Origin of the sequence: Micromonospora sp. DT81.3 (assembly GCF_049847225.1) — a bacterium.
In the GTDB taxonomy this organism is placed as follows: domain Bacteria; phylum Actinomycetota; class Actinomycetes; order Actinomycetales; family Microbacteriaceae; genus Microbacterium.
Genome location: NZ_JBNCNY010000009.1, coordinates 35592 through 47709 on the forward strand (window position 1 = coordinate 35592; position 12118 = coordinate 47709).

Below are 12118 nucleotides of genomic sequence, written 5' to 3' on the forward strand. Positions count from 1 at the left end.
GTGCTCGCACCGAGCCGGGCTACAGCGTGCGGCGTTGCCGGCCTGCGGCCATCCAGTGCGTCCATGATGAGTTCCCTTGAGAGATCCGCAATTAAGGCCGGGACTGCGGTGCTCGTTCCGGCCTTGTCAGCCAGCGATTCAGGCGACGTCGGGAAGGTTCCACTTCTGGCTGACGCCGCCGTGGCAGTCCCACAAGTGCAGCCGCGTACCGTTGTCGCTGCTCGGCCCAATAAGGTCCAGGCAACGACCAGACGTCACGTTTACAAGCGACCCGTCGGACTTGGCGATCCACTCCTGGTTGCCGTTGTTCAGCGAGTCGGAGGCGCAGTCCCACAGGTGCACGAGGCTGCCGTTGGACGTTCCGAAGTTCGACACGTCCAAGCACTTGCCGAAGGAGCGCAGTGTGCCGTCGTTGTAGTGGGTCCATGTTTGCGGGTCGTCGCCGACACAGCCCCATACAGTGACGGGGTCGCCGTTGGCCGGCTGAGCACCCGCAACGTCGATCTCCGACGTCAGGCACTTGCCTGCCAGCCCGGTCACCACACCCGTCACCGGTGGGGTGCTCCATTGCTGGTTGGCACTGCCGGCACAGTCCCACAGCTGCAGACGCGTGCCGTTGGCGGTGCCGTCAGCATCGAGACAGCGGCCCGAGACCGGGTTCACGATCGAGCCATCCGTGTTGACCTTCCACTTCTGGTTAGCGCCGCCGGAGCAGTCCCACAGGTGCACGCGGCTGCCGTTCGACGTGCCGAAGTCCGACACGTCCAGGCACTTGCCGAGCGTGCGCAGGGTGCCGTCGGATCGCGGGACGAACGTCTGTTGCGCCGCGTTGAACGATGCGCAGTCCCACAGCTGGACCTTGGTGCCGTTGGCGCTGCTGCCGTTGTCGACGTCGACGCATTTGCCGCCGACACCGGTGATCGCCTGCGGACGCCAGTCGATATCGCGGGTGTACACCTGCCGGGCGGCGGTGGCCGTGCCCGGCGCGCCCGCGAGGATCGCATCCGAGGAGAACGCGATCGTCCGCCCGGTCTGGCCAAGCGAGAACCCGCCGATCGCTCCGGCAGGCGCCGTGCCGCCGTTGAGGTTGTCCACGACATCGACGCGGAGAGTGCGTCCCAGGTCCAGGTTGATGACGAACAGGCCTGTCGCGGTCTCGTACGCGACGACGCGGCCGGTGTCGCTGGTCCGCACGCGGTTGACCGCGGCCGACGCGAACGTTCCACGCGGCTCGCCCGTCGCCGTGAACAAGCGGCCGGCGGAGTCGTAGACGAATCGGCAGTCCGGGCTCAGGTGCCACAGGGTGGAGGGGAAGGCGGCATCGGCGGACACGCGCACGCCGTCCGACACGCGGTAGACGTAGTCGCCGTCTGTCCCATCGCTCTCGTAGTCATTGTGAATCGCGAGTTCGGCGCACCGGCGTTGCGGGAGCTGCGACACCCTGCCCCCGCTCGCCCCCGCGCCAGTAGTCAGATTGATGCTGTAAGTCGAGCCGACAAACGTCTTCCACTCGGTGGCGTACACATAGGTGAGCGTGCGTGCGGACTCGTCCACGAGGAGGTCGTGACAGTTCCGGGACCAGGCCGCGACCTCACAGGCTGAACCGACTGTGCCGTCCGGGAACGCGGCCGGCTGGTAGGTCACCGGGTCAAGCAGTCCGAGCGCGGGACCTTGGGTAGTGGTCGGCACCGCCGCGAGGGCGGCTGAGGGAAACAGGGCAACGGCGGCCGTGCTCGCCAGAAGTACGGACAGCGCGGCGGAAAGGAGACGAACGTATCGTGGCAAGGCGCATCCGATGGTCAGTGGACGGGAGGCCACGACCTGAGATCAGTACGCGGTGACTGGGAAGATTACCCTGATGTGGGCGAAACGTTTGATGCGTTTCAAAAAGGTGTGCCGAGGGGGTTGTGGGGGCGTCGTCCGCGTGCGTATTGTCAGTGGCCTCAGCTCTCGATCTCGCCGACTTGAGCAAACCCTCTGGGTGTCGACGTCGACCAACCGGGCTTCATCGGTACCCCCGACCTAGGGATACCCGATGATAAACGCGCGCACACGCTTCGGATTGGTGGGAGCGGCCGTTCTGGCCGCCGTGATCGCGGCGGGGCCGGTGACACCGGCCTTTGCCGCCCCAGATGATCCGTGGATGGACACTTCGCTATCCCCGGACGAGCGCGCTCAGCTGCTCGTGGAGGTCCTCACTCTCGAGGAGAAGGCCACGCTCCTGATCCAGTCCGGGGGGCCGGGACTGCCGCAGTACGACGTTCCCGCGATTCGCGGGAAGGACGGATGCTGCGGGGTCGCGGCGACGGACACCGAGTCGACGGCGCTGCCGGTGGGCATCGCGCTCGCGTCCACCTTCGACCTGCAAGCGGCGCAGGCCTACGGGGCGGTCGCCGGTGCGGAGGCGCGGGCGTTCGGCTTCAACGGGCTCGCGGGACCGACGATGGACCTGCTGACCACGCCGCTGAACGGGAGGATGTGGGAGGCGTTCGGGGAGGACCCGCTGGTGAGCGGCGAGTTCGCGGCGGCTCAGACGATCGGCACTCAGAGCGAGGACATCTCCGTCATCGCCAAGCATTACAACCTGAACAACCAGGAGACGCGGCGCGGGCACGTGGACGCGGTGGTCGATGAGCGCACGCTGCAGGAGGTGTACACCCGGCCTTGGGAGACCTTGGTCCGGGATGCGGATCCCGGCGCGGTGATGTGCGCGTTCAACCGGGTCAACGGCGAGTACGCCTGCGGCAACGACGAACTGCAGAATGACATCTTGAAGGGCCAGCTCGGCTTCGACGGCTACGTGTCCTCGGACTTCAACGCCACGCACTCCTTCGCCGACTACGAGGCGGGCCTGGATGTTTCCGGACCCGGCATCGACTTCGCCGGCGAGAACCTCGTCGCTGCGGTGCAGAGGGGCGAAGTGTCGGAAGAGCGTGTCACGGATGCCGCCCGCCGCGTGCTGCGGACCTTCTTCGCGCTCGGCATCATCGACAACCCCCCTCCCGGATCGTTCGAGAACCCTCAGCCGGAATCCACGCCGCTCGACGCCCAGACGATCGCCGAACACGACGCGGTCGCCCGCTCCGTGGCGGATGCCTCGGCCGTGCTGCTGAGCAACGACGGCACGCTCCCGCTTGCGGATGACACCGGGTCGATTGCCGTGATCGGCTCCGACGCGGACTGGTACATCGATGGCGGAGGAAGCGGCGCGGTCACCCGACCCACCAACCTCACCACGATCCTCGACGGGATCACCGACCGCGCGGCGTCCGACGTGACCTACTCGCCCGGCACCGACCCCGTCTCGCTCGGCGACACGCTTCCCGGTCCGGTTCCTGTGCCATCGTCGGTGCTTCGTCCCTCCAGCGGTGAGGACGCGGACGGGCTGTCCGGGTTCTACTGGTTCGGGTTCGGGTTCCAAGGAGAGCCGAAACTGATCCGCACGGACCCGCAGGTGAACTACCGCACCGGCATCTCCAACGACGCGATCAACACGTCGCAGGTTCCCAGCCCCGGTGTTCCGTTCGCGGTTCAGCCGATCTCGGCCGTGTGGAGCGGCACCCTGACCGCGCCCGCCACCGGCGCCTACGAGCTGTCGCTCAGCCACCTGGGTGCGGGCAAACTGCTGATCGATGGCGAGACGCTCATCGACGACCCGGGAACCACGTTCGGGACCCGCTCCGTCAGCCTCGACCTTGTCGAAGGGCAGGAGTACTTCGTCGAGATCAGCTACCAGACCAACGCTCCGAACCAGTTCAACGGCGGCCTCAACGACCAGCCGGGCGCCATGATGCGCTTCGGCTGGGTACCCCCGGCCGGAGTGGTCAACCCGACCATCGCCGAAGCGGTCGCTGCGGCTGAGACGGCGGACACCGCGGTGATCGTCGCCCGGGACTACACCGGCGAAGCCGCCGACCGCGGGTCGATCGTGCTGCCGCAGGACCAGGACGCGCTGATCGAAGCGGTCTCCGCGGTCAACGACAACACGATCGTGGTGCTCGCCACCAGCGGGCCGGTCGCCATGCCCTGGATCGACGACGTCTCGGCCGTGCTCGAGGCCTGGTACCCCGGGCAGGCGCAGGGCCGGTCTATCGCCGGGCTGCTCTTCGGCGACGTGAACCCATCCGGCAAGCTGCCGGTGACGTTCCCGGTCGACGACGCCCAGGTCGACGCCGTCGGAGGTGCACACCAGCACCCGTTCACCCAGATCAGCGAAGCCGACCCGACCACCGAGTACGACGAAGGCATCTACGTCGGCTACAAGGGGTACATCGAGCAGGGTGCAACCCCGCTCTTCCCCTTCGGCCACGGCCTGTCGTACACGTCGTTCGAGTACGCCGACACCGCAACGGCCGGCGTGGTCGACCCGGATGCCGAGGACACGGTCGCCACGACGGCGACGGTCACCGTCACCAACACCGGGGACACCGCGGGCACCGAGGTCGTCCAGGCGTACGTCGGAAACCTTCCGACAGACGTCGAGACGGTGGATCGCGCTCTGGCCGGGTTCGCCCGGGTGACCCTGGGGGCGGGGGAAAGCGCCGAGGTCGCCATCCCGATCGACCGGCGGTCACTGCAGTACTGGGATGTGGAGACCGACTCGTGGGTAACGCCCACCGGTTCGGTCCCGCTGCAGGTGGGAAGCTCCTCGGCCGACATCCGTGCCACCGGCACCATCACGGTGGCCGAGCCCGACGTCACGGTGCCGACCCTGACGGTGACGGCCGACCCGGCCGCCCCGAATGGCGCGAACGGCTGGTACACCGACCCGGTGTCGCTGACCTTCACCGCCACCGACGAGACCGACCCCGCGCCGGTCGTGAAGGTGAGCGTCAACGGCGGCGAGTTCGCTGCGCAGGACGGCCCGCTCGTCCTCGATGCGGACGGCGTCTACACGGTCACGGCACGAGCGACGGATGCCGCCGGCAACGTCTCCGAGCCGGTCACCACCGAGGTCAGCATCGACCAGACCGCGCCCACGGTGAACGCCGAACGGAGCCGGCTGCGGGTGTTCGCCACACTGACCGCCACGGATGAGACCTCCGGCGTGGCCAGCCTCGAGTACCGCTACCGGGTCCGGATCGGCGACCGCACCACCACCACCGCATGGCGCAGCTACGAAGGACCGGTGATCTCGGCAAGCGGGTCCCGGACCGCGCTCCAGTTCCGGGCCACCGACAACGCCGGGAACGTCAGCGAGATCGGCGCACTGCGGTAGGCCTCGCCTGCGCAATACGAAGGACCTCCCGGGGTGCGCACCCCTGAACACCCTGTCAGGGGTGCGCACCCCATCCGTTCGTCCAGACCGATTCATTGGAGTACAACAACATGCGGAAGCTGTGGCAGGTCAATTCAGAAGAAGTTCACTCACCCGGCCGGAAACGACGCGTCTGCGGACGAGTCGCGGTGGTGGCGGTAGGGGCACTGGCAGCTTCGGTGCTGATCGCACCGACAGCGGCTTGGTCGGCGCCAGGTTCTGGGACGCAGTGGGAGGACTACGTCCTCGGCCCCGATGACGCAGATGTCCGCCCGGTCGCGGTGGTGTCGGTGTCCGGGGATGTGACGAAAGCGGACTCGCTCACAGACGGAGGCGATGGCGTCACCTTGACGATGACCGAGGGGGGCGCACCGCCCGTGGTCGTCCTGGATTACGGCGTCAACGTCGGCGGTATCCCGTACTTCGACGTCACGGCGGTATCGGGCACCCCGACGCTCCGCGCCTCGTTCAGCGAGTCGCTGCGGTTCATCGACGAGGACGGAGACAACGGCGGTGAGGGACCCTGCTGCGGTGCAGCACCGCCCGCCGCGGAGCCGTTCCGCTGGAACGAGTTCTCCCCCACCGGTCCGGGGGTGCTCCGAACTGAGTATCAGCAGGGTGGTGAGCGGTATGAGCGGGTGGCGCTGACCACGCCCGGATCCATCACGCTGAGCGGGGTCGGCATCGAGTTCAAGCCGTTCCTGGCGACGCTGGATGATTTCGAGGGCAACTTCCTCTCGAGCGACGACACGCTCAATCGCCTCTGGTACTCCGGCGCCTACACGCAGCAGCTGAATATGGTCCCGCCCGGAACGCAGAACAACAACCAGTTCCCCGCGGTCATCGACGGCGCGAAGCGGGACCGGGCGATCTGGTCCGGTGATCTGGTCGTCCAGAACCCGGTCGGCTGGGTGACGTACGGCGAGAACGGCGACCAGTACATGCGGGACTCGCTGAAGCGCCTGGCGCTGACGCAGCGCGAGAACGGGATCATCGCCGGATCAACACGCCTCGGGGAAGGGCTCGAGCCTCCGTTCGCGCTCTACTACAGCGCCACGTACTCCATGCACGCCGCCAACACGATGGTCGACTACTACCGATACACCGGCGACGAGCCGTTCGCTCAGGAAGCGCTGGACGTCGTCCGCCGCCAGCTCGACTTCGACCGAACATTGGTCGACGCGCGGGGCCTCCTGGTCACCGCCATGGGACAGGGAGACACCCCTCCCCCGCCGATCTGCTGTGCACTCGACTGGGACGCGTACGACCCGCCTAAGATCGGCGCGGTCACGGCCTACAACGTGGTCTACTACCACACGCTCCGCGAAGCCGCATGGCTGGAGACCCAGCTCGGAAACACCGCCGAGGCCGCGTCGCTCGAGAATGAGGCCGAAACGCTCAAGGCCGCGATCAACGAGCACCTGTGGAATCCCGAGCTCGGGCTCTACGACCTCAGCGACACCCGGCGGGGACAATTTGCTCAGGACGCGAACAGCATGGCAGTGCTCTGGGGAGTAGCTCCCGAGGACCAGCACGAAATTATCCTTCAGCGCATCCAGGACGAGCTGTGGGTACCGGCCGGTGTCCAGCACTTCTCAGACAACGCCGAAGGCTTCCAGCTGGACGTGCTCGTGCCTTTTGGCACCGGATTCGACACGGCTGCGCGCTTCAACGAGAGAGACAGTGCAGACGCCCTCGAGCTGCTCCGCCGCCACTGGGGACCGCAGGTCGATCCCAGCACACCGGATTACACCGGGTCCTTTTGGGAGAAAGTGTCGCCCGAAGGAACCGCGGTAGTGGACGACGGCTCGAACCCGATCGACAACAACAGCCTCGCACACGGGTGGTCCAGCGCCCCGACCTCGCAGCTCTCTGAGTACGTGCTCGGCGTGCGCCCGATCGGCCCGGGCTACCGTGAGTTCGTCGTCGCACCGCAGACCGGCGACCTCCAGTGGGCGAAGGGCGACGTGCCCACCGCGTACGGACCCGTCCAGGTCGCCTGGGAGAAGAAGCGCAACTCCCTCAACCTGAAGGTGGAGACACCCGACGGCGCAACGGGGAGCATCGAACTGGCCATCCCGGCCAGGTCCCTCGTCAAGGTGAAGTCGAAGAGCGGCGTTGCGTTCATTCCCGTATGGGAAGCGCGCACGGTGAGCGTCCCCGCTCCTCACGGCGACACCTACGCCATCACGGCGCTGACTCTCTCCGACGCCGCGCTCAAGAAGATCCGCGACGTCGTCGGAGCCAGAATCGACGACTACCTGCAGGGCAACCCCGTCCCCGCACGCTCAAAGACGATCATCGAGAGGCTGATCGCACAGTACGGCGCCTGAAACCCCGACCGAACGGATGCCCCGGGGTCAGCGACCCCGGGGCATCCCCATGCCCCGAGTCGATCTCGGCCTGCATGTCGGTGAGTTCCCGACCGCCGAAACTGTACACAACGCGCAGCCTTCTCACAAACCTTCGTTTGCGTACGCCATCTTGGGGCCCTTGTAGTACCGCTTACGGTCGTCGCAACGAGATCTCGTCCGGACACCCTTTGTCAGGGAGCCGGACCTGGCTTGCGTGGTGCATCCGATGGAGATCCCCATCCGGGACACCCCTATCTGGCGAACGATAAGAAGTTCGTCGACCAATACCTGACCGGAGTCAGCGGATGCGGGCCCGGAGGCGCAGCGCGGCCAGCGGCGTACAGACGATCGTGAGCACGATCAGAATCGCGACGGCTACGCTCGCCGGCACTAGCCAGTCGCCCACTAAGGAATCGATGCCGTACACCGGGCGGAGAGCCTCCTCCACCTCGGGGATCCCGCCGGTCATCGCTGTCAGGCTCTCGGCGGTGAAGTCGCGTCGCAGCAGCATCCCGGCTTGGCCGAAAGGCAGTGCGTTGATCACGTTACCGACCGAGTCGGGCAACGACCCGACCGGGATGTAGGCCCCGGCGACGAAGCCGAGGACTGTACCAACGATCGTCGCCAGCGCGGAGAATGCCCCGGCGGTCCGCACGCCCGAGACGATGAGCGCCGACAGCGCGGTGAAGGCCGCGCAGCAGAGCACCACGATGCCGGTGACCCGCACAAGGGCATCGGGAGCAAGCCACATCCCATCGATCACGCCGAGGTACAGCACGCTCAGCACCAGCACGAAAAGCGACATCAGCAGGGCGACGGCCACCGCCGCGATCAGATAGCCGAGCACGATTTGTCCGCGCCGGATCGGCGATACCAGGAAGTCGCGGAAGCGTCCGGACTGAGCGTCGTCGACGAGCACGGAGAGCGCGCCCAGGCCGGTCGTGATTGTGGTGATCAGGACGATGCCGGCGAACATCCAGCTGTCGACGAAGGCCTTCACCTGCCGGGGCTCGGCGGCGGGGAAGCGGCCCTCGAGCCCCTCGGTCTGCAGGTTGCCGAGGAAGAGCGTATAGAGGGCGAACAGGATGATCGCGCCCAGAAGCGAGAAGAACACGTTGAGCCGGTCGCGGAAGAAGAGTCGAAGATTCCGCGCCACGATGGCGGCGACGACCCTCACGCCGCGGTCTCCGTGCCGGTCGCGGACTCGTCGCCCGACCGGCCCGTGAGGGCGAGGAAGACGTCGTCCATGCGGCCGTGGCGGAACTCGAAGTCTCGAACGCTGTCGCCGTGCTCGGCGAGTATCGCTCGCGCCGTGGCCGCATCAGGAACAGGCAGCAGGATGACGTCGTCGTCCTGTTCTGGCACGGCGCCGTGCTTCGCGGCGATCCCAAGGAGGCCTGCCGGGTTATCGCTGGTCACCGTGAGCACGCTGCGGCTGTGCGTCGCGCGAAGCTCAGCCGGTGTGCCGTCAGCGATGATTTTCCCGCGATCGATGATGCAGACCCGGTCGGCCTCCTCCGTTTCCTCCATGTAGTGGGTCGTGAGGAAGACCGTGAGTCCCGATGTCCGGCGCAGCTCCTGAATCGTCCGCCACACGACTGCTCGACTGCCCGGGTCAAGCCCGGCGGTGGGTTCGTCGAGGAAGAGGATGCGGGGTTCGTGCACCAGAGCGCGCGCGATATCGACCCGGCGGCGCTGGCCGCCCGAGAGCAGCCCGTACCGCCGACCGAGTATGTCGTCGAGTTCGATCAGCTCGGCCAACTCGGTGATTCGTCGACCGGCGTTGGTGCGATCCAGGTGAGCGAAGGATGCGCGCAGCGCCAGGTTCTCACGGACCGTCAACATCGGGTCCAGCAGCGAGTCCTGGAACACGACGCCGACCGCTTCGCGCACCTTCTCGCCATCAGAGACGACATCATGCCCCGAGACCCGGATCGTGCCAGCATCGAGTGCCAGCGTCGTCGTGAGACACCCGATCGTGGTCGACTTGCCCGCGCCGTTGGTGCCAAGGAAGGCGAAGACCTGCCCGTCTTCGACATCGAAGCTGATGTCATCGACCGCGGTCACTCCCCGGTACCGCTTGATCAGACCGTTCACCATGATGGCCATCAGCTCTCCTTCTCTCTCGTCAATCTAGGAGACGGCGACATGTTCTCTGTCTGCGCCACCGAATCATGGGTGTCCGATCGGACGGCGGGTATTCGTCGCGCATGAACGCGACGTTTGCCAGAACTCGACAGACCCACCGGTTGACGCCGGCACCAGCCAGAGCCAGCGGGACAGAAGCGAGTCCAGAACGCCGTCGAGGCGAACCGAATTCATCGGGGGTAGAGGGGTGATTGTCACTTTCTCGGGGACCTTTCATTGCGCGTGCGCGTTGAAGGTGCGTCGGCGTGCTCGTCCACGGATGACGAGTTCGGCGACCGTGAGGTTGATGATCCACGCGGCTCCCATCAGGACGGTGCGTGAGAGTTCGTGCGTTGAGCTGAAGATGATCGATCCGGGGATGAGCACGATGGCCTGGGTGCCGGCGCCGATCCCGATCGCGTAGGCCCGTGTCATCCAGGCGCCGTGTGCGGCGAAGTCGCGATGGCCGATCGCGTGGATGGCGAGCAGGATGGCCGTAATCATCGCCGTCCCAAAGGCGAGGCGCAGGATCAGCAGTGCAGGTCCGTCGCCGGCGGGATGGGGATAGAAGGCGGCCATCCACATCCCGGAGAGTGCGGTGAGCAGACCGGCGGGAATGAGGATGACCCCGGCCATCCGGTGCCAGCGTGCTCCGCGGCGGCGTAGTGCCGGCACGAACTGGAAGGTGCCCAAAAGGCTGTAGACGGTGACGCTCACGATGTGGATGAGGACGGGAACGGGCGAGTCCACGAAGCGCGAGTTCGCGGGGGTCGAGAGGGGATTTTCTGCGAGCTCAGTGAGCCGCATCCCGCCGGCCAATATGGGAATGAGCGCGAGAAGGATAAGACCCGTCGGGGCGAGCCACTGGACCAGCGGTGGTCTCGGACGGACCCGAGTGACGAAACCGGTCATCGCGCAGAGAGCCGCAGCCGGCGTGACAGCGGAGCAATCGACTCGTGGCGGGCCGCGCTCCAGAGTGTGATGACCAGCGCGATCGTGATGGGCGCCCAGATGATCCGTTCGATGAACGACGTCGACGCGATGTTCAGCACGGTCGCCGGCACCATCACAGCGGACGCCGTATACAAAATCCGGCGGCGAACAGTGGCGGGGACGAGGGATGTCCCCGCGACCACTGCTAGGGCGGCATAGATGACCAGCGTGATCACGCTGCTGATGCGGAGAGAGTCCGGGAGGACTCCCTCGTTCACGCCGCCCTGGGTGGCCACCCCCCACGGTGCACCCGCGGCCAGTGCGGCTTGGAACACCACCACCACCAGCAGAAGGAGTGCGGCGACCTTTCCGGCGGTGCTGGGCGGAGGATTTCTGTCACTCATTGGTTTGGACACGAGGTGCCTCTTTCGTTTCGTTCGTCATGTTGAGGGAGATCAGGGTGACGCCGAGGTCTCCGACGCGTCTGAGGAGCCCGTGCAGGGCAGCTTGGTCAACCACAGCACCGGTGAGGGTGGTGGTTCCGTCGCTCTGGTTGGTCAGGGTGAATCCCTCGAACCATTCGCTCCAGCGCTGATCAAGCTGCCCGCGCAGGCGGATCTCATACAGGCCGGGGTCGCCGGCCCCGCGGGCTGGTGGGTGGAACATCGCCGTGATGCCGTCGAGGAGGGCGAGGTCAGCTCGCGGCGATCCGGGCTGAGTCCGTCGGGGTGTGTCGCGCGGTGTTCGTGCGAGTGTTCATCCAAAGCGAGTAGCCGAGCCAGACCAGGGCGAGGCCCATGGGTACGGCGGCCATGCGCTCGAGGGTGTGGGGCAGGAGCGCAGAGAGCGGCGTGACGGCGGCGGCGATGATGAGGAGGATGCCGGCCCCGCGGGACAGCACACGAGCTCGAAGGGAGGCGATGCCGAACAGGAGGGCGCCGCCGGCGTAGAGGATGAGGCCGACCAGCGGCACTGCGGCAAGAGCGCCCAGATCGGTTTCTGCGGGGTACCGTCCGAAGAGTCCGACGAAGTCGACGGCGAGCTGGGGTGCGTTGACCGCGATCAGGGGTGCGATGAGTGCTTCTGCGAAGTTGAATGATGCCTGCAGGATGAAGAAGAGGCCGAACATCAGGTACCCGACGAGACCCAGGATGCCGACCTTGCGCACCTGGAACAGGTAGAGGCCGGTGAGCCCGATGAGGGCGAGCACCGCTTCCGCGAAGCTCAGAATGTGGACGTTCACCCATGCCTGGGTGGAGAGCGATTCGATGACATCCGCTGGGTGGATGAACTGGATGGCGACGTACGCCAGGCCGGCGAGGATCGCCGCGACAGCGGCTCCGCGGGTGAGGGTGGTCGGTGTGATGCTCATGACTGTTCTCCGATGCTGGGTTGCCCGGGCTGGTCGCTTGCGGACGTCCTGAAGCTACGAAGAAACCTGGTGACG

9 protein-coding genes are annotated in these 12118 nt (G+C 66.5%); 2 read left to right on the forward strand and 7 right to left on the reverse strand.

Annotated features, from left to right (window positions below; all coding sequences use genetic code 11):
- Positions 1-138 precede the first annotated feature (138 nt).
- Positions 139-1785 carry a ricin-type beta-trefoil lectin domain protein gene (locus ACPW96_RS17975; protein WP_425884657.1) on the reverse strand — a complete coding sequence of 549 codons (1647 nt, stop codon included), beginning with the start codon at positions 1783-1785 and terminating at the stop codon, positions 139-141.
- Positions 1786-2143: 358 nt separating this feature from the next.
- On the opposite strand from ACPW96_RS17975, the gene ACPW96_RS17980 reads away from it, so the two are divergent.
- Together ACPW96_RS17980 and ACPW96_RS17985 are read left to right on the forward strand one after the other, a co-directional pair.
- On the forward strand, positions 2144-5218 hold the full coding sequence (locus tag ACPW96_RS17980) for a glycoside hydrolase family 3 C-terminal domain-containing protein (protein ID WP_425884658.1): 3075 nt from the start codon (positions 2144-2146) through the stop codon (positions 5216-5218).
- A 191-nt stretch (positions 5219-5409) separates the two neighbouring features.
- Entirely contained in the window at positions 5410-7590 is a 2181-nt protein-coding gene (locus tag ACPW96_RS17985) for an alpha-L-rhamnosidase C-terminal domain-containing protein (protein ID WP_425884660.1), read from the forward strand.
- A gap of 319 nt (positions 7591-7909) precedes the next feature.
- On the opposite strand, the gene ACPW96_RS17990 is transcribed toward ACPW96_RS17985, so the two are convergent.
- From ACPW96_RS17990 to ACPW96_RS18015, 6 genes are all read right to left on the reverse strand, one after another.
- Positions 7910-8788, reverse strand: coding sequence for an ABC transporter permease (locus tag ACPW96_RS17990; RefSeq protein WP_425884662.1), 879 nt, complete (start codon positions 8786-8788; stop codon positions 7910-7912).
- Positions 8785-9720: an ATP-binding cassette domain-containing protein gene (locus ACPW96_RS17995; protein ID WP_425884663.1), complete on the reverse strand. Its 936-nt coding sequence runs from the start codon at positions 9718-9720 to the stop codon at positions 8785-8787. Before ACPW96_RS17995 ends, ACPW96_RS17990 begins: the two co-directional genes overlap by 4 nt.
- A 252-nt stretch (positions 9721-9972) precedes the next feature.
- Positions 9973-10545, reverse strand: coding sequence for a DUF2306 domain-containing protein (locus ACPW96_RS18000; RefSeq protein WP_425884664.1), 573 nt, complete (start codon positions 10543-10545; stop codon positions 9973-9975).
- A gap of 101 nt (positions 10546-10646) precedes the next feature.
- Complete coding sequence (locus ACPW96_RS18005; protein WP_425884665.1) at positions 10647-11075, reverse strand: hypothetical protein; 429 nt, start codon at positions 11073-11075, stop codon at positions 10647-10649.
- On the reverse strand, positions 11068-11337 hold the full coding sequence (locus tag ACPW96_RS18010; protein ID WP_425884667.1) for a hypothetical protein: 270 nt from the start codon (positions 11335-11337) through the stop codon (positions 11068-11070). The genes ACPW96_RS18005 and ACPW96_RS18010 overlap by 8 nt, the downstream gene beginning before the upstream one ends.
- Before the next feature lie 28 nt (positions 11338-11365).
- Complete coding sequence (locus ACPW96_RS18015) at positions 11366-12043, reverse strand: hypothetical protein (RefSeq protein ID WP_425884668.1); 678 nt, start codon at positions 12041-12043, stop codon at positions 11366-11368.
- Between the last annotated feature and the right edge of the window lie 75 nt (positions 12044-12118).

Bases quoted from the DNA above. Each gene is read 5' to 3' on its own strand.
- ACPW96_RS18000 (WP_425884664.1), bottom strand. From the start codon at position 10,545: ATGCGGCTCACTGAGCTCGCAGAAAATCCCCTCTCGACCCCCGCGAAC.
- ACPW96_RS17980 (WP_425884658.1), top strand. From the start codon at position 2,144: ATGGACACTTCGCTATCCCCGGACGAGCGCGCTCAGCTGCTCGTGGAG.
- ACPW96_RS17995 (WP_425884663.1), bottom strand. From the start codon at position 9,720: ATGGCCATCATGGTGAACGGTCTGATCAAGCGGTACCGGGGAGTGACC.
- ACPW96_RS18005 (WP_425884665.1), bottom strand. From the start codon at position 11,075: ATGAGTGACAGAAATCCTCCGCCCAGCACCGCCGGAAAGGTCGCCGCA.
- ACPW96_RS18010 (WP_425884667.1), bottom strand. From the start codon at position 11,337: ATGTTCCACCCACCAGCCCGCGGGGCCGGCGACCCCGGCCTGTATGAG.
- ACPW96_RS18015 (WP_425884668.1), bottom strand. From the start codon at position 12,043: ATGAGCATCACACCGACCACCCTCACCCGCGGAGCCGCTGTCGCGGCG.